This is a genomic window from Clostridium sp. 1001271st1 H5, assembly GCF_005845215.1.
GTDB lineage: Bacteria > Bacillota > Clostridia > Lachnospirales > Lachnospiraceae > Enterocloster.
Genome location: NZ_SPHO01000010.1, coordinates 233,253 through 250,554, shown reverse-complemented (window position 1 = coordinate 250,554; position 17,302 = coordinate 233,253). Strand labels below are relative to the sequence as shown.

General features: G+C 51.4%; 16 protein-coding genes and 2 tRNA genes. 16 read left to right on the top strand and 2 right to left on the bottom strand.

The window, feature by feature from the left end; all coding sequences use genetic code 11:
* Window positions 1-280, bottom strand: a 280-nt coding sequence (locus FGS84_RS30915; RefSeq protein ID WP_171042656.1) for a hypothetical protein, incomplete at its 3' end; no start/stop codon positions are given.
* A gap of 46 nt (window positions 281-326) precedes the next feature.
* Here FGS84_RS30915 and FGS84_RS16945 point away from each other — a divergent pair.
* From FGS84_RS16945 to FGS84_RS16885, 13 genes are all read left to right on the top strand, one after another.
* A complete protein-coding gene (locus FGS84_RS16945) occupies window positions 327-686 on the top strand; it encodes a rhodanese-like domain-containing protein (protein ID WP_243130001.1) in 360 nt (119 codons plus the stop codon).
* Window positions 687-721: 35 nt separating this feature from the next.
* Entirely contained in the window at window positions 722-1,279 is a 558-nt protein-coding gene (gene yfcE / locus FGS84_RS16940; protein WP_138309706.1) for a phosphodiesterase, read from the top strand.
* 30 nt (window positions 1,280-1,309) lie between these two features.
* Complete coding sequence (locus tag FGS84_RS16935) at window positions 1,310-2,473, top strand: class I SAM-dependent RNA methyltransferase (RefSeq protein ID WP_138309705.1); 1,164 nt, start codon at window positions 1,310-1,312, stop codon at window positions 2,471-2,473.
* 11 nt (window positions 2,474-2,484) lie between these two features.
* Window positions 2,485-3,999, top strand: coding sequence for a lectin like domain-containing protein (locus tag FGS84_RS16930; RefSeq protein WP_138309704.1), 1,515 nt, complete (start codon window positions 2,485-2,487; stop codon window positions 3,997-3,999).
* Window positions 4,000-4,061: 62 nt separating this feature from the next.
* Complete coding sequence (rdgB, locus tag FGS84_RS16925; protein WP_138309703.1) at window positions 4,062-4,661, top strand: RdgB/HAM1 family non-canonical purine NTP pyrophosphatase; 600 nt, start codon at window positions 4,062-4,064, stop codon at window positions 4,659-4,661.
* Window positions 4,662-4,680: 19 nt separating this feature from the next.
* Complete coding sequence (locus FGS84_RS16920) at window positions 4,681-5,181, top strand: YfcE family phosphodiesterase (protein ID WP_138309702.1); 501 nt, start codon at window positions 4,681-4,683, stop codon at window positions 5,179-5,181.
* Window positions 5,182-5,270: 89 nt separating this feature from the next.
* A tRNA-Pro gene (locus FGS84_RS16915) sits at window positions 5,271-5,345 on the top strand.
* A 23-nt stretch (window positions 5,346-5,368) separates the two neighbouring features.
* Window positions 5,369-5,439, top strand: a tRNA-Gly gene (locus FGS84_RS16910).
* 270 nt (window positions 5,440-5,709) lie between these two features.
* Window positions 5,710-7,599 (top strand): PRD domain-containing protein, encoded by a 1,890-nt coding sequence (locus FGS84_RS16905; protein ID WP_138309701.1) that lies wholly within the window; start codon window positions 5,710-5,712, stop codon window positions 7,597-7,599.
* 1 nt (window position 7,600) lies between these two features.
* Window positions 7,601-8,005 (top strand): PTS mannose transporter subunit IIAB, encoded by a 405-nt coding sequence (locus FGS84_RS16900; protein ID WP_138309700.1) that lies wholly within the window; start codon window positions 7,601-7,603, stop codon window positions 8,003-8,005.
* A 26-nt stretch (window positions 8,006-8,031) separates the two neighbouring features.
* Window positions 8,032-8,508, top strand: a complete 477-nt coding sequence (locus FGS84_RS16895) for a PTS sugar transporter subunit IIB (protein ID WP_138309699.1) — start codon at window positions 8,032-8,034, stop codon at window positions 8,506-8,508.
* Window positions 8,509-8,545: 37 nt separating this feature from the next.
* The gene (locus FGS84_RS16890; protein ID WP_138309698.1) at window positions 8,546-10,153 is read left to right on the top strand and encodes a PTS system mannose/fructose/sorbose family transporter subunit IID; all 1,608 of its coding nucleotides are present in this window, start codon (window positions 8,546-8,548) and stop codon (window positions 10,151-10,153) included.
* Window positions 10,154-10,168: 15 nt separating this feature from the next.
* Window positions 10,169-11,389 (top strand): Xaa-Pro peptidase family protein, encoded by a 1,221-nt coding sequence (locus FGS84_RS16885; protein ID WP_138309697.1) that lies wholly within the window; start codon window positions 10,169-10,171, stop codon window positions 11,387-11,389.
* Window positions 11,390-11,574: 185 nt separating this feature from the next.
* Here FGS84_RS16885 and FGS84_RS16880 read toward each other — a convergent pair whose 3' ends face one another.
* Entirely contained in the window at window positions 11,575-13,428 is a 1,854-nt protein-coding gene (locus FGS84_RS16880) for a sigma-54-dependent Fis family transcriptional regulator (RefSeq protein WP_138309696.1), read from the bottom strand.
* Between the two features lie 164 nt (window positions 13,429-13,592).
* Here FGS84_RS16880 and FGS84_RS16875 point away from each other — a divergent pair, with 164 nt between their 5' ends.
* From FGS84_RS16875 to FGS84_RS16865, 3 genes are read left to right on the top strand one after another with little or no spacing between them, the layout of a single operon-like run.
* On the top strand, window positions 13,593-14,822 hold the full coding sequence (locus FGS84_RS16875; RefSeq protein WP_138309695.1) for a four-carbon acid sugar kinase family protein: 1,230 nt from the start codon (window positions 13,593-13,595) through the stop codon (window positions 14,820-14,822).
* Window positions 14,823-14,825: 3 nt separating this feature from the next.
* On the top strand, window positions 14,826-16,103 hold the full coding sequence (gene larA / locus FGS84_RS16870; protein WP_138309694.1) for a nickel-dependent lactate racemase: 1,278 nt from the start codon (window positions 14,826-14,828) through the stop codon (window positions 16,101-16,103).
* Between the two features lie 56 nt (window positions 16,104-16,159).
* Window positions 16,160-17,302, top strand: coding sequence for a glycerate kinase (locus FGS84_RS16865; protein WP_138309693.1), 1,143 nt, complete (start codon window positions 16,160-16,162; stop codon window positions 17,300-17,302).

Genomic DNA, 17,302 nt, shown 5'->3' with positions numbered 1-17,302 from the left:
CCAGAACAGCTCTCAGAACAATTCCCAGAACAATTCCCAGAACAGTTCCAGGAACAGTTCTCAGAACAGTTCTCAGAACAATTCTCAGAACAGCTCTCAGAACAGCTCCAGAAACAGTTCTCAGAACAGCTCTCAGAACAGCAGCCGCAACAGCAGCCAGAACAACAACTATTAATATCGAAAAAGCTGCAGCGTACTGAGTACAGATGATGGAAGGGGCCTGCTTCGCATGATGCGGAGTGGGCTTTTTCTTGTCCTCACCCCATGGAAATGCCTGCATATATTGGTAGTAGGACACGAATGACAGGTTTCGGCCCGGACAGAACGTGACAGAAAGGGAAGGTGAGTGGGAAATGACGACATTTCCAATGATATCATACAGACAGTTTGATGAATGGCTGGAGCAGGGGAAGATTGCCCAGTTAGTGGACCTGAGGGAGCCCTGGATGTTTGAACAGGACAGGATATGGGGAAGCGTGAACATTCCCTATGATGAGCTTCAGGACCTGATGGGGGAAATCCGCAGGGATGGAACCATTGTATTTTACTGTGACAGGGGGGCCAAGAGCATGGTGGTCTGCCGGGACCTGTGGAGGATGGGTTATCATGCCGTGGACCTGGCGGGCGGAATGTTGAATTACAGGGGGAAATACATTGACAGAAGGCCGCTTTCGGCTTTAGAATAGAAACGTGATTATTCTATTTTAGAGGAGACAGACCCATGAAGATAATGTTTGCATCTGATATACACGGTTCTGCATATTATTGCAGGAAGATGCTGGATATATACAGTCAATCAGGAGCTGGACGGCTTGTAATTCTGGGAGACATCCTGTATCACGGTCCCCGCAATGACCTGCCCAGGGAGTATGCGCCCAAGGAAGTGATTGCTATGCTGAATCCCCTTAAAAACCAGATTTATGCAATCAGGGGAAACTGCGACACAGAGGTGGACCAGATGGTTCTGGAGTTCCCCATACTGGCTGACTACGGTCTTCTGGTATTTGACGGAAGGGCTTTCTATGTCACCCACGGACATGTATACAATCAGGACCGCCTTCCGCCATTGCAGGACGGTGACATCCTGGTCCACGGACATACCCATCTGCTGAAGGCCGAGATGATGGAGGCGGAGGGATGCGGGCGCATTGCTGTGTTAAATCCAGGTTCTGTGTCCATTCCAAAGGGAGGTAATCCCAACACCTATGCCATGCTGGAGGATGGCGTATTTTCTATACGGACTCTGGAGGGTGAACTGGTTAAGGAACTGAAGCTGTAAAAAAGAGAGGCTGATTGAGAGGAAAATTCATTGAAAACATTCGAATTGACTGCCCCCTGCCATTTTGGGCTGGAGGCAGTACTTAAGAAAGAAATATTGGACCTGGGATATGAGATATCCCTGGTGGAGGACGGCCGCGTTACGTTTATAGGAGATGACGAGGCTATTTGCCGTGCCAATGTGTTCCTCCGCACGGCAGAGAGAGTGCTTCTCAAGGCGGGAAGCTTTAAGGCGGAAACCTTTGAGGAGCTGTTTCAGGGCACCAGGGATATTCCGTGGGAGGACTTCATACCGGAAGACGGGAAGTTCTGGGTTGCAAAGGCGTCCTCCATCAAGAGCAAGCTGTTCAGCCCGTCGGATATACAGTCCATTATGAAAAAGGCCATGGTGGAACGGCTGAAAAACCGTTATGGGGTTACCTGGTTCCCTGAAAACGGAGCCAGCTATCCGCTGAGGGTGTTCCTTTACAAGGATGTGGTGACAGTCGGCATTGATACCAGCGGAGAATCACTGCACAAGCGCGGGTACAGGACACTGACCAGCAAAGCCCCCATTACGGAGACCCTGGCGGCTGCCCTGATTCTCCTTACACCCTGGAACCGGGACAGAATCCTGGTGGACCCCTTCTGCGGAAGCGGTACTTTTCCCATTGAGGCGGCCATGATGGCGGCCAATATGGCGCCGGGCATGAACCGTTCTTTTCTGGCTGAGGAGTGGAAGAATGTTATCAAGCGCAAGTGTTGGTACGAGGCCATGGACGAGGCCAATGACCTGGTGGACGGGGATGTTCAGGCGGACATCCAGGGATATGACGTGGACGGCGACATTATAAAGGCCGCCAGGTCCAATGCCCAGTCAGCCGGGGTGGACCACATGATTCACTTCCAGCAGCGCCCGGTCAGCGCGCTGAGCCATCCTAAGAAGTACGGCTTTATCATTTCCAATCCGCCCTACGGCGAGAGGATTGAGGAAAAGGCGAACCTTCCCGCACTATACCGGGAGATAGGGGAGCGCTTTGAAGCCCTGGACGCCTGGTCCATGTATCTCATTACTTCCTATGAAGACGCACAGAAGTATATTGGACGGAAGGCGGACAAAAACAGGAAGATATACAACGGCATGCTGAAAACCTACTTTTATCAGTTCATGGGGCCAAAGCCACCCAGGCGCAGCCAGGAGAACGGTACAAATTGAGAGGGCTGCCAATGGTTGTTGTATCAGATATAATACGGAATGGAATAAGAAAAAGGGCAGCCGTCCTGCTTCTGGCTGTCACAGCTGCGCTGGGTACGGCCGCATGCGGCTATGGGGCGGACCCGGCTGAGACACAGAATAGGGAGGGACTTCAAACCCCTGATGGGTCACAGGAATCTGACGGAATACGGAACCCCTCCGGGACAGGCGGTTTTGAAGCAGGCCCACGGGAAACAGATACTGGTACCAATGCCCCGGGACAGGGCGGCGCAACGGCACCGGGCAGCGGTACGGGCAGCCAATACCGGTGGGACAGACGGGATATGGTAAATGTGAAGCTTCCTTCGGCCTATGACTACCGGAAGACAGGAAGGGCGCCCCAGATTGGAAACCAGGGGTCCCTGGGAACCTGCTGGGCATTTGCTTCCCTGACAGCCCTGGAGTCCTCCCTGCTTCCGGGAAAACCCATGACCTTTGCAGTGGACCATATGTCCATGCACAACAGTTTTCTTCTGGGACAGGACGAGGGCGGTGAGTACACCATGTCCATGGCCTATCTGCTGGCCTGGCAGGGCCCTGTGCTGGAATCCCAGGACCCATATGGGGACGGAGTTTCGCCGGACGGTCTTACGCCCAGTGTCCATGTACAGGAGATTCAGGTCCTGCCTTCCAAAGATTACGAGGCCATTAAACGGGCTGTGTACCTGAGAGGGGGAGTCCAGAGTTCTCTGTATACATCCATGAGGGATTATCAGAGCCAGTCCGTGTACTATAACAGGGAAACCAATTCCTATTGTTACATTGGAAGCGAGAAGCCGAACCACGATTCTGTCATTGTGGGATGGGACGACGATTATTCCAGGGAGAATTTTAATATGGACCTGGCCGGGGACGGCGCCTTTATCTGCACCAACAGCTGGGGAGAGGATTTCGGGGACCAGGGATACTTTTATGTATCCTACTTTGACAGCAATATCGGTGTCCATAATATTGTATACACAGGCGTGGAGCCGGTGGACAATTATGACCGCATCTATCAGAGCGATTTGTGCGGATGGGTGGGACAGATTGGCTACGGACAGGATGAAGCCTGGTTTGCCAATGCATACAGGGCCGGCATGGGAGAAAACCTGGCCGCCGCAGGCTTCTATGCAACGGACAGGAATACGGAGTACGAGCTGTATGTGGCCCGTAACCTGCCGGATGCAGGAGCCGGGGAAATGGAGGACGCCCTGGGTAAGCGGATTTTCCTGGCAAAGGGCAGACTGGACAATGCAGGTTATTATACGATTCCATTGGATAAAAAAATCCCCTTGGAGGACAACGAAAAATTTGCTATAATAGTTAAAATAATAACGCCGGGAACCGTACATCCGGTGGCCATTGAATACGATGCCGGGGACGGCATTGCCCAGGTGGACCTGAGGGACGGCGAAGGGTATCTGAGCCATGACGGAAAGGTGTGGGAACATGTGGAGGAAACACAGTCCTGCAACCTGTGCCTGAAGGCATATACAAAGGAATAACAAAGAAATAACTGAGAATAACAAAGGAATAATACAGGAACAGAAGGCAGAGGGCTTTGGACATGGGACACAGAATCATATTTGCAACGGGTAATGAAGGGAAGATGCGGGAAATCCGCCTTATACTGGCTGATTTGGGGCTTCCCATACTTTCCATGAAGGAAGCGGGCGCTGAACCGGAAATCGTGGAGGATGGAGCCACGTTTGGGGAAAATGCCGAGATTAAGGCAAGGGCTGTGTGGAATCTGACCGGAGATATTGTACTGGCGGATGACTCCGGACTGGTGGTGGATTATATCGGCGGGGAGCCCGGTATCTATTCCGCCCGTTATCTGGGTGAGGATACGCCCTATGAGGTTAAGAACCGCAGTATCATAGAGCGCCTTAAGGATGCAGAGGGCCGGGAGCGCAGCGCCCGGTTTGTGTGCAACATTGCAGCCATGCTGCCGGACGGCCGGGTGCTCCACACAGAGGCTGTGATGGAGGGGCTTATTGCCGGGGAGCCGGCCGGAAACGGAGGCTTTGGGTATGACCCAATCCTCTATCTGCCTGAGTTCGGCAGGACATCCGCTGAAATCACCATGGAGCAGAAGAATGAAATCAGCCACAGGGGGAAGGCATTGAGGGCGATGAAGAAAGCCCTGGAAGATGTGCTTAAGTAAGAGATGGAGAGGACGAAGGATGAGGATATTAATTGTCAGTGACACCCACAGAAGGGATGAAAATCTAAAAGAGGTAATCCGGCGTACAGGACCCCTTGATATGCTGATTCATCTGGGAGACGCAGAGGGAAGTGAACACGCCATTGCCACCTGGGTCAATGAGGGCTGCGATTTAGAGATAATTTTGGGAAACAATGACTTTTTCTCATGTCTGGACAAAGAGAAGGAGCTGATGATTGGAACGTATAAGACCCTGCTGACCCATGGTCATTACTATAATGTATCGGTGGGGGCTGAGTACCTGAAACAGGAGGCCAGGGCCAGGGGCTTTGACATTGTCATGTTCGGGCACACCCACAGGCCTTTTTACGAGGTGGAGAAAAAGGAAGGGGATAAGGATTTGATTGTTCTGAATCCGGGAAGCCTGTCCTATCCGCGCCAGGACGGGCATAAACCCTCTTTTATGCTCATGGAAATCGACAAAGAGGGAGAGGCCCATTTTTCGCTGAATTTTCTGTAGGATTTTTGTTGACATTTGTGAAGGCATAGTATATAATAATTCTTGCGTCGTAAGACGGGATTGGATGACAGGTTATATTATGCCGGCGCCGGGGTGTGGCTCAGCTTGGCTAGAGCGCCTGGTTTGGGACCAGGAGGTCGCAGGTTCGAATCCTGTCACCCCGATTACAATCAAATATATTCATTATGCAGGTGTAGTTCAATGGTAGAACACTAGCCTTCCAAGCTAGATACGTGGGTTCGATTCCCATCACCTGCTCTGTTTTTTTGTCAGGGAAGCCTTTGCAGCAGGGCTTCCTTTTTTTGTGCGTCATAACAGGGCTTATTTCCCCCACCTTATATTGCAGAGGCTGTCATGATACAATAGGCAGATATTCACCGGAGCAGGACATATTTGTACAGCAGTATGTACAGTTTTGTCCACATGGCTCCGGACAAATTAAGGAAACCGCAAAACTAACAATCTTCAGGTGCTCTTGCTATAATCAAGTTATCAAAAGGCACCTGGGAGGTATGGAGAGGATAAGACGTGAATTCAAGACAGATTGCATTCCTGAGACTTTTACTGGAACAAGAAGAGTATCTGCCTGTGAGCTGTTATGCAGGAAAGATGGATGTATCGGACAAGACGCTGCGCAGGATGATACCCGGAGTCAATGAGATTCTGGAGTCCTATGGGGGCGCGGTTGAGAGCCGGCCCGGAACCGGAATCAAGCTTGAAATCAGCGGGGAGGAGCGGGAACGGCTGATGAATTCAGCCTACATGATGGAGCTTATGGACTCCAGCACATTATCCAGGTCCTGGAACCAATTGTCCAGAAGAATGGATATAGCCCTGAACCTGCTGCTTTATTCGGATGAGACTACATCGCTGTCCGGCCTTGCCTACAAATATTATGTGAGCAAGAGCAGCATAGCCGGGGACCTGAAAGCCCTGGCGCCTTTTGCCAGAAAGCATGAATTGAACATCAGCCAGGGACACGGGGGGACGTCGGTGGAGGGAACAGAGAGCTGTTTAAGGAAGGCTCTGGCGGAACTGCTGCTGTATATCCTGAATAACAACATGAATGCCAATACCGGAGGAAATCCGTCTGCAGCAGGTATGTTTGAGTCGGATACCCTGATGACCATCCTGGATATCTTCACGGAGGAGGACCTGAATTTTGTGGAAGGGCGCATAAGGCACATTGAGGCGTCCGCCGGATACCGGTTTGATGAGCGGGAGTACATGCAATTTTCCGTGAGTCTGCTGGTAATGATTGACAGGGTGCGGAATGGATTTTTCATGGAGCCGGTTCTTAAAAGCAATTACCGGAAACAGGAAAGGGACCCCTTAGATGCCATTGCATTTGAACTGGCATCACGGATGAGCGGCGCTTACCGCTACACGCTGTCGGTATCGGAAACAGCACATATTTATAACATTCTGTCCTCCACCCATCTGGGGAATTTCCTGATGCACAGGGAGCTGCCGGAGGAGGAGTCCAGGAAGACGGCCGTGGCCTTCGGAGAGGATTTTATCGATGCATTTTCCGTGATTACAGGAATCAACCTGAGGACGAAATCAACATTTTACGTAAATGTGGTGTCCCATATCACGCTGATGCTGAACCGGGCAGCCGCCAGTACGCCTGCCCGGAATCCCATTATAGATATACTTCTGGATAATTATAAGGGAACCATCAACGTATGCCAGATAATATGCAGGATACTGACGGAGAAGTTCAGGTTGCCGGAGATAAGCTTTGATGAGATTTGCTACCTGATGCTGTACATACAGGGGGAGCTGCTGGCGGATGAGGAAAAAATGAATGTGATTCTGGTTTCCAATATGTCCAACAGCATCACAAATATACTGAAGCATAAATTGTCCCAGAACTATCCCCAATGGACCGTGCTGAGCTGTGATTACAACCGGTTCCTGGAAACGTCTCAAAAGCAGTATGATTTGATTTTGTCCACCGTGCCCCTGGGGAGCAGGGAACATGTGATACCCTATGTCCTGGTTTCGCCGCTGCTGGATGAGAAGGACTGTGCGGCTGTCAACAATCTGCTGAAATCAAGACGCCACAGGGAGGATTTCTATCTGAGGGAGCTTATCAGGACCAGGAATGACCTGAATGATATCGGATGCGCCATAGAAGTGAGAAAACGGAAGGCAACTGAGATTCCGGCGGCAGGGTTCCTGAAGGTCGCGGCATTAAAGGATGTGGAGTTTGTCTATATCCACAATGAGGCAGGCATTAACAAGTGCGAGTTTGTAACGGATTTATTACGGAAAAAATTGGATAAAGTGATTATGAATATGTCCAATTGGGATTTCATGCTTTTTGCGTCAAAAATGGTCTATCTTATGGACAATTGTCCGGACTGGGCCATGACGGAATTCATACAGAATATCATTACGGAGGGGAGATAATATGTATAAAATCATTGTTTTCACACACGGCTCGCTGGCCGAATGTCTGGTAAGGACATCCCGGCTCATCCTGGGAAACCAGCCAGACATAGAGACTTACTGTGTGGAGCCGGGGTGTAATCTGGAGGAGATGAGGGACGGCGTGGAACAATCCATCCGGCGCTCCAACGCCTCAGGGCAGGAAGTCCTGGTACTTACGGACCTGATGTACGGAACACCCTTTAACACTATGATTCAGCTGGAGGAGGAATGTTCCTTTACCCACATTACGGGTACCAATCTCCCTTTGCTGATAGAGGCCATTAACCGCCGTCTTCTGAATGGTGACAGCAGTGATTTCCGGGGACTGGTGGAGACAGCCAAGGAAGGTATTGTGGACAGCCATGTTCTGCTGCAGCTGGGCTGAAGCATAAAGGAAAGGAGCAAAAACATATGAAGAACATTGTTTTGACAAGGATTGACGACAGGCTGATTCACGGACAGGTGGTGACGGCCTGGATAAAGCAGTATCCAATCAATAAGATATTGATTATTGATGACGAGCTTTCACAGAACCGGCTGATGGAGCGCATCTATAAGGCCGCTGCGCCCATGGGGGTGGAGGTGCTGATACAGTCGGTATCCGATGCCCAGGGGTTCCTGAAGGAGGAGCCTGTACGGGGAGAGAATTTCCTGATTCTTGTGAAGGTTCCGGAAATCATAGAATCGCTTCTCAAAGAGGGGATTGAAATAAAGAAGGTGATTCTGGGCGGCATGGGGGCCAAGAACGGCCGCAAGACCTTTAACAGGAATGTGTCGGCAAGCGGAGAGGAAGTGGAATGCTTTAAGCGGATTGTGGAAGGGGGCGTCGAAATCTTTTATCAACTGGTTCCAAATGATAAGGCCGTTAACATCAGAAGCCTGTTTTAGTAAAGCAGGGCAGAATTTGATTTGGAGGAGGTAGCGTATGAGCATCTTAACAGCCACATTATTGTCATTGTTATACTTTTGGGGAAATAGTGCATTTGTTCTGGGCGTAAACTGGTGGACCGTCATGAGGCCCCTGGTTTCCGGCTTCCTGGCCGGCGTTATCCTGGGGGACCCTGTAAAGGGAGCCATGGTTGGGGCCCAGATTAACATCCTGTATCTGGGATTCATCGGGGCCGGCGGAGCCCTTCCCGGGGATATCTGCCTGGCCGGCGTGGTGGGCACCACCATTGCCATTACAGGCAATCTTCCAGTGGAGACAGCCATGGCCCTGGCAGTTCCTGTGGGACTTCTGGGAACCATCATATGGGTGGTGAAAATGACGGTGAATACGGCATGGGTCCGGATTGCAGAAAAAATGTCGGCAAAGGGGGACACCAGGTATTACTGGATACCGAATATTGTGCTGCCGCAGCTGCTGCTGTTTCTGATGTCCTTTATACCCTGTTTCCTGATGGTGTATTTTGGGACGGATTATCTCAAGTCAGCTATCCAGTTTTTAGGGGAAAATATAGTGGGCGTCCTTACCACCATCGGCGGTATGCTTCCGGCAGTCGGTATTGCCCTGACGCTGAAATCCATCTTTAAGGGCGAGTCCGTGGTGTTCTTTTTCTTCGGTTTCCTTTTGGTTCAGTATTTTGGCCTGGATATGATATCCCTGGGATTTTCAGCCGTTGTATTCACCCTGATTTATATGCAGTTAAAAGGCCATAAGCTGAGCTCCGTGGGTGGCAGCCTGTTTGGGGCAGAGGGAAATAACGAGAACAAGTATGTACTTCTGGACAAGAAGACAATCCGGAAATCCTGGCTCAGATGGATTATGTTCAACCAGGCCAACTACAATTATGAGAGAATGCAGGGAACCGGTTTCTGCCACGCCATGGTGCCTGTAATCAATAAGCTGTACCCGGATAACGCAGGAAAACGTGCGGAACTGATGCAGAACCATATGCAGTTCTTTAACACAGAGCCCCAGTGGGGAGCCTGTATCATCGGCCTTACGGCTGCCCTGGAGGAGAAGAGGGCCCAGGGGTCGGAGGAGATAACCGGGGATACCATCACATCCATTAAATCCGGCCTTATGGGACCTCTGGCAGGTATCGGTGATACCATTGACGGAGGCGTGGTGACGCCGCTGCTCCTTACATTATTCATCGGCATCACCAATACGGGCAACATCATGGGCGTTATTGGCTACATTATAGTGGAAGCCCTGTTTATGTGGACCATTTACTGGCAGTCCTATAAGCTGGGATATGAAAAGGGCAGCGACGCCATTGTGACCATCATGGAAAGCGGCCTGATTAACCAGCTGATACTGGGGGCATCCATCATGGGATGTCTGGTGCTCGGCGGCCTGGTGGGCAATTATGTGACCCTGGGCTTAAAGCTCCTGGTCCCTGTGGGCGGAGGCGTTATGTTCAATATCCAGGAACAGTTATTTGACGTGATTCTTCCCGGAGCACTGCCTCTTCTTCTGACTCTTGGCACATATAAACTGGTAAAGAAGGGATGGTCGTCCGTCAACATCATCATCCTGGTTGCGGTGGTCGGCCTGATAGGCGGACTTCTGGGAATTTTTGCATAATCATTAGGAGGAAATATGACACAGGAATACAAATCTTTTTCGCCGGAAGAATTCCGGCTCCACAATGAGAAGCTTCAGGCTGAGATGGAAAGGCAGAACATAGACATGCTGCTGCTTTCCACTCCGGAAAATATCTATTATTCCACAGGTTACCGTTCCTGGTATACATCCAGTCTTTTCAGGCCGGTATATGTGCTGGTGCCCAGGAAGGGGGACCCGGCCATTATCCTGAGAATACTGGAGAAGACCACGGTGCAGTACACCAGCTGGACCAGCCGCATCTACTGCTGGGGAACCGCCAGCAGGAACCTGGGGCCCCTGGAGGGAGAGGAGCCGGTAAGCATCATTGACAGAATTATAAAGGAAATCCAGCCCCAAACAAAAACCATAGGACTGGAAGCAGGAGACGGCATGCAGTACTTCTGGTCCATGGACCTGCTGAAGAAAATCATTGAGTCCCAGCCGGGCATCTGCTTCACGGACGGTTCCCTGGCAATACAGAGGGCCAGGATGGTGAAAACGCCGTGGGAGATTGAGCGCATCCGCTATGTCTGCCAGGTGACGGAAAAGGCTATATTGGATACGGGAAAGACCATTGTGGCGGGAAAAACAACGGAGAAGGACATATCCAGGGGCATTGCCATGAGGATGGCGCAGGGCGGGGTGGATAAGATATCATATCTGACTGTGACCAGCGGTATTGACAAGTACTGCACCTTCAATACATATGCAACAGACCGCGTGGTGGAGAAAGGCGAATATGTCCTGGTGGATATCAGCGGCCATATAGACGGATATGCGTCCGACCTTACCAGAGTGTTCTATCTGGGAAACGTGCCCGGGGAGGAACGGGAGATGGCTGAGACAGCCAGCGGCTGCGTGGCCGCTGCCAAGGAAGCCATGAAGCCGGGGGTTTCAATTGCTGAAATCAACCGCATCTGCGAGGGATTCATCCGGGATTCCAAATTCGGCCAATTCCTGCTTCACTCCAGCGGTCACTGTATCGGCCTTAATGTGGTGGAATATCCAACCATACATGATGAGGCCGGTGAGGAACTGAAGCCGGGCATGGTGTTTGCCGTGGAAAACGGGGTCTATCCCTATGACCTGGAAAAGGGAGTGGAGTCCATCTACCTGTCCTTCCGGATGGAGGATGAGGTTCTGGTGACAGAGGACGGCGCAGAATGGATAACCGGCCCCGGAGCGCCTGTGATTGAAGTGGGGACAGAAGACTGACAGAAGGCAGGCAAGCAAAACACAGAACATGAAATTGAAACAACATACCCTGTAAACAACAGGACACCGGATGATTTCTATAATCTCCGGTGTCCTGTTGTGTTGGTCAATCCGGAATCTGCTTATTCAGGGGTGTTATTTGTTTTCCCTCATGACCCGGCAGGGGTTTCCGTACGCAATGGGTTCTACCGGTTCAGGTACCGCCACAGGGTAGTCCGGCTGATGCCCAGCTTTTTGGCCGCGGATGTCTGGTTGCCGCCGCAGGTCTTCAGCACATAGCGCACAATGTCCCGGTTCATACCGTCCAGTGACTGGCTGGTATCCAGGCAGAAGGAAGGGGGATGAGGGGCGGGCTGCATATCCTTTCCGGGGGCTGCCGTGTCCTCGCCGCGGCAGGCAAAGGATGACTGGGACGGGAAAGGGAATCCGGAGAACAGCACCTGTTCCCTCTGGATTACCTCCTGTATGGTTTTGGCGCAGATGTAGGGACCGTCTGTCCGTATGACGGCTTCCTTTAATATCCGTTTGAACTGGGTCCTGTTGTAGGGATACTCGTATTGCTCCAAAAGCGCGGCCGCCTCATCGTCGACCCCAACGACCTGGCGGCCCAGTTCCTGGTTCAGGGTGTTGATATAGAGTCCGGCAGATGAGATAATGTCCTCCTTTTGTTCACGCAGCGGTTTGATGGGAACCAGGATGCTTCCCAGGGCATTGGTGTATTCAAAGACAACGTGGGGGGTGGCGCTTCCGGCAGTCTGGGTGCAGGAAAAAATCAAATGATTGCGGACATGCATGTTGGTGTCCAGTATGATGGAGAGCAGCTGCTTCTGCTTGTGTTTCTGCAGTGCGTCCAGGTTGGAAATATAGATGGTATTTCCGTTGTCCGTAAAGGGCGAGTTATAGTGTTTTGTGATGAAGTCCCAGCTTTTATCACTGATAAGGGAGCAGTTGATGACGTAGAGCGGGTTATCGCACAGCGGGCTCTTTGCGTAGTAGATATGAGCCACCCGGTCTTTTCCTGTGCCGGTTTCCCCGGTTATCATAAGACTCAGGGTGGACGGTACAGCATCCTCGGTGTTGGTAAGGATTTCCCGTGCCAGCTCCGTATTGCTGTAAAAGCTGTCCATGAAGCTGTTCTGTGCAGCCTGCTTGTCCATGATGGTCACCCCGTATTTTGAGTAGGCCAGGGGAATCTCGGAGCGCATGATATGGAAAATAATGTAGGGGTTCAGCGCCTCATCCACCAGGTGGGAGGTGATGGAGTACATCTGGTTGTTTACTGTAATAAAGAAGGAGCGCTTCCGTCCGGTGCAGCATTGGTCCAATTCATTCTGAAGCTTTGCCTGTATGGGGACGGCGATTTCATCCTCCAGTGTGGTGTAAATGCATTCGCCTGTCTGGGACAGCACAAGGAAACGGTTGGCGCTGCTGTCCAGTAGCTGATGCATAAGGGACAGGGAATGATATAAATCCCTGTGGGTCTGCCATGTGTAGACAGCCTGGTCAACAGCTGCCTTCAGGCTTTCTATGCTGGAGGTGAGAAGGATGGGGGTAATTCCAATCAGTTTGGCGTAGTTGTAGGGCACTGTATCGCATATGACGGTCTTATAGCCCTGTTCCTTTAATTTGTCCAGCAGGGAGCTGGCCTCGGACGTGGTATTGATGGAAAATATGTCCGTAGGCATCTTCAGGACATTGCATATGCTTTTCGCAATGGTGGTCAGGGAACGGAATCCAAGGACTGCAAACTTTGTCTTCGTATTTTCTGCTGTTTTCAGGCAGAGAAGTACGTCGTAATAATCAATACCGATATCAATGACAGGAATGGGCACGCCCTTTGCGATACGGCTTGCGGTGTTGGCTCTTGAGATGATGATGTCGTAGTTCCTGTAATGTTCCTTTGCCAGATAAAGTCCTGTCTCCACATTGCCCAGCATGGCTGTCAGCTGGATATCATCCCTCTGGCTTCCGTACCGTTTCATTAATGTTACCAATCCCTTGTAGGGAGCAATTCCAAGTATCCTGACTTTTTCGCTCATTCTGCCTCCTCCTGAATATAAATTCTCCGAATGTTACAAATTTAAACATATTATACAACATTTTCCTTGAATTGAAAAGGCCCCCTGTATTACAATAAACTACGGAGCTGATAAAAGAAACTGATATGTTTCAAAAATGAACAGTAAAGGAAAGTTGGGGGCCAATGGAAGAGAGATATCTGATTATTGCGGATGATTTTACAGGGGCAAATGATACCGGAGTGCAGCTTAAGAGGAGGGGGTATCCGACGGAAGTCCTGTTTGCGGGAAAACCGGTGGATTCACAGAATTCCATTGTGATTGATACGGAGAGCAGGAATGCCTTGCCTGGCCACGCCTATGAAATTGTGCGTCATTCATTAGAACAGGTAGATTTCGGACAGTTCCGCTACATAATAAAAAAAGTGGATTCCACTATGAGGGGAAACATTTCCCAGGAAATAAAAGCAGTGGATGATGCATTGCACCCGGAGCTGGTGGTGTTTGCTCCTGCACTTCCCGCCCTGGGAAGGACCACTATGGACGGTGTGCAGTGCTTAAGGGGCGTGGAAATCTGTAAGACAGAGTTGTCCAAGGACCCCAAAAATCCGGTGATGGAAGACAATCTGGTAAAGCTGCTGGAGCAGGTTTATGAGGAGCCGGTACAGTTAAAATATCTGCCGGATGTAAGAAGCCAGTCGTTTTCCTTTGATGGAGGACGGGTTTTTGTATGTGACGCTGAGTCGGACGACGACCTGAAACGAATCATTGCAGCCGCCAGGCAGGACGGGCGGCGGACCCTGTACGTGGGGACCGCGGGCATGGCTGACAATCTGATGGAGCTGGAAAATCCCACCCTTCCGTCCTTCGGCGTGGTGGCCAGCATCAGTTCGGTGGCCAATGAACAGATGCATTACTGTGAAAGGGCCGGATACGCCATGGTCAAGGTGCCTGTGGCCCAAATCATGATGGGAACAGCCAGGGCCGGTGAATACCGGGACATGGCTGTGGAATATTTAAAGAGCGGAAGGGATACCATCCTTCTTACGGATACGGCTTATGACAGGGAATTAATTGAGCTTTCCCAGGAAGTGGGGGAGAAAAGCGGTATGGATTTGACTGAGGTGGGGGATTATGTGCGTTCCCTTATGGGCAGAATGGCCAAGGAAGTACTGGACGCTGCAGAGGTATCCGGCGTGTATCTTACCGGCGGGGACACTGCCCTGGGAATGCTGATGAACATCGGGGCAGACGGCGCGGAGATATTGGCTGAAATCCTGGTGGGCGTTCCTCTGGTGCGGGTGAAGGGCGGAGCGTATGAGGGGCTCAGACTGGTAACAAAGGCGGGAGCCTTCGGTACAGAGGATGCGGCTGCTTTTGCCATGAGAAAAATAAAAGAAAGAGGAGGAATATAACATATGAAAGAATTTTTACTGCCTTACGGAAAGGAAACAATGAAAGCGGAGATTGAGGACGCGCACCTGGCCGGTGTGCTTGTATCAGAGCTCCACGATTACAAGGCGCCCTTGGGGGGGAGCGAGCTGGTGCAGGAAGCTCTGGAGCATCCCATCGGCACTCCCAGGCTGTGCGATATGGCCATTGACAAGAAGAAGGTGGTGGTTATTTCTTCCGACCACACAAGACCTGTGCCCAGCCATATCATTATGCCTCTCATCCTGAAGGAAATCCGCAGGGGGAACCCGGATGCTGAAATTACCATCCTTATCTCCACAGGGCTTCACAGGGAAACGACCAGGGAGGAGCTGGAATCAAAGTTCGGCCCTGAGATTACGGAACATGAAACCATTATTGTCCATGACTGCGATGATACGGACAACATGGTCTATCTGGGCAAGCTGCCCTCAGGCGGAAACATGTATATCAACAGGCTGGCGGTGGAGGCAGACCTGCTGGTTGCAGAGGGCTTCATTGAGCCCCATTTCTTTGCGGGATTTTCAGGCGGAAGAAAGAGCGTGCTTCCGGGCGTGGCAAGCCGTGAAACCGTTATGTACAACCATAACTCGGCTTTTATTGATGATTTGCACTCCAGGACCGGCATCATTGAGGGCAACCCCATTCACAACGACATGCTGTACGCAGCCAGGGTGGCAGGACTGGACTTTATCGTCAATGTGGTGATAGATTCCGCCCATGACCCGATTTTTGCAGTGGCAGGCGACTGTGACCTGGCCCACCGCAGGGGCAGGGAATTCCTGGCTTCCAAGTGCCAGGTGGATGCGGTTCCGGCGGATATTGTCATCTCCACAAACGGCGGCTATCCTTTGGACCAGAACATTTACCAGTCCGTAAAGGGCATGACGGCGGCAGAGGTAACGGTAAAGGAAGGCGGCGTTATCATCATGCTTTCCAAGGCGGCTGACGGCCACGGCGGCAAGTATTTCCATGAAACCTTCCGGGACGAAAAGGACCTGAACCGCATGATGAAAACCTTCATGGACAGAAAACCGGAGGAAACCATCATAGACCAGTGGCAGTCACAGATTTTTGCCAGGGTTATGTTGAAGGCCAGGATTGTATTCGTGTCTTCCTGCGACGACCAGCTGGTGGAGGAGCTTCACATGATTCCGGCCCACAGCATGGAGGAGGCCCTTGAAAAGGCAAAGGCAATGGTGAATAAGGAGGATTACAAGGTAACAGTAATTCCGGACGGCGTGTCCGTTATCGTAAGAGAGTAATCTGTTGCTGCAAAAGAATGGATTGTCATCAAAAAAGAATAAAGGGGGATATGGCATTGAAGTTCATTTTAATACCTGATTCGTTTAAGGGAACCTTAAGCTCCGGCCAGATATGCGGAGTGATGGAAGAAACAATAAAGAAGCATTTTCCCGGCAGCCGGACTGTCTCCATACCGGTGGCAGACGGGGGAGAGGGCTCTGTGGACGCCTTTATCTCGGCTGTGGGCGGTGATAAGGAGTATGTCACGGTTAAGAATCCCTACTTTGAGGACATGCAGTCCTATTACGGACTGATAGACAAAGGACAGACAGCTGTTATCGAGATGGCGTCCTGCGCCGGTCTTCCCCTGGTGGAGGACAGGAAGGACCCAAGGCTCACCACCACCTATGGGGTGGGGCAGCTGATTCTTGCCGCGGCAGGCAGGGGCGTTAAGAAAATCATAGTGGGCCTGGGCGGGTCGTCCACCAATGACGGAGGCTGCGGCGCTGCGGCCGCTGCCGGGATTAAGTTCTATGACAGGGACGGCCGGGAGTTTATACCCACAGGCGGCACCACGGCTCAAATTGACAGAATCGACCTGTCCGGAAGGAACAGCCTTCTGGAGCAGGTGGAAATCGTAACCATGTGCGATATTGATAATCCCATGTACGGACCAACAGGGGCTTCCTATATCTTCGGACCCCAAAAGGGCGCGGATGAGGCCATGGTCCTTCAGCTGGACCAGGGAATCAGGAATCTGAGCAGGGTCATAGCCCTGGCAACCGGGACAGACATAAGCCAGGTGCCGGGAACCGGGGCAGCAGGAGCCATGGGAGCGGGCATGATTGCATTCTTTGGTTCCAGGCTTCAGATGGGCATCCAGACCGTGCTGGATACGGTGCGGTTCGATGAAATCATAGGTGATGCGGATTATATCCTGACAGGCGAGGGAAAGCTGGATTCCCAGAGCCTCCGGGGCAAGGTAGTGATTGGAATCGCGGAGCGGGCCAAAAAGCAGGGCAGGTCCGTGATTGCAGTAGTAGGCGGTGCGGATGACGGTGAGATTGGAAAGGCTTATGATATGGGCGTGACAGCAGTGTTCCCCATCAACCGGCTTCCCCAGGATTTTTCCGTCAGCAGGCACCGCAGCCAGGAGAACCTGGCTTATACGGTAGATAATATTATCAGGCTTATAAAAGCCGGACAGGGGGAACGTTAA

Excerpts from the sequence above, each read along its gene's own strand:
- FGS84_RS16900 (WP_138309700.1), top strand. The coding sequence starts at position 7,601 with ATGTATAAAATCATTGTTTTCACACACGGCTCGCTGGCCGAATGTCTG.
- rdgB (WP_138309703.1), top strand. The coding sequence starts at position 4,062 with ATGGGACACAGAATCATATTTGCAACGGGTAATGAAGGGAAGATGCGG.
- FGS84_RS16895 (WP_138309699.1), top strand. The coding sequence starts at position 8,032 with ATGAAGAACATTGTTTTGACAAGGATTGACGACAGGCTGATTCACGGA.
- yfcE (WP_138309706.1), top strand. The coding sequence starts at position 722 with ATGAAGATAATGTTTGCATCTGATATACACGGTTCTGCATATTATTGC.
- FGS84_RS16930 (WP_138309704.1), top strand. The coding sequence starts at position 2,485 with ATGGTTGTTGTATCAGATATAATACGGAATGGAATAAGAAAAAGGGCA.
- FGS84_RS16890 (WP_138309698.1), top strand. The coding sequence starts at position 8,546 with ATGAGCATCTTAACAGCCACATTATTGTCATTGTTATACTTTTGGGGA.
- FGS84_RS16920 (WP_138309702.1), top strand. The coding sequence starts at position 4,681 with ATGAGGATATTAATTGTCAGTGACACCCACAGAAGGGATGAAAATCTA.
- FGS84_RS16885 (WP_138309697.1), top strand. The coding sequence starts at position 10,169 with ATGACACAGGAATACAAATCTTTTTCGCCGGAAGAATTCCGGCTCCAC.
- FGS84_RS16875 (WP_138309695.1), top strand. The coding sequence starts at position 13,593 with ATGGAAGAGAGATATCTGATTATTGCGGATGATTTTACAGGGGCAAAT.
- FGS84_RS16880 (WP_138309696.1), bottom strand. The coding sequence starts at position 13,428 with ATGAGCGAAAAAGTCAGGATACTTGGAATTGCTCCCTACAAGGGATTG.
- larA (WP_138309694.1), top strand. The coding sequence starts at position 14,826 with ATGAAAGAATTTTTACTGCCTTACGGAAAGGAAACAATGAAAGCGGAG.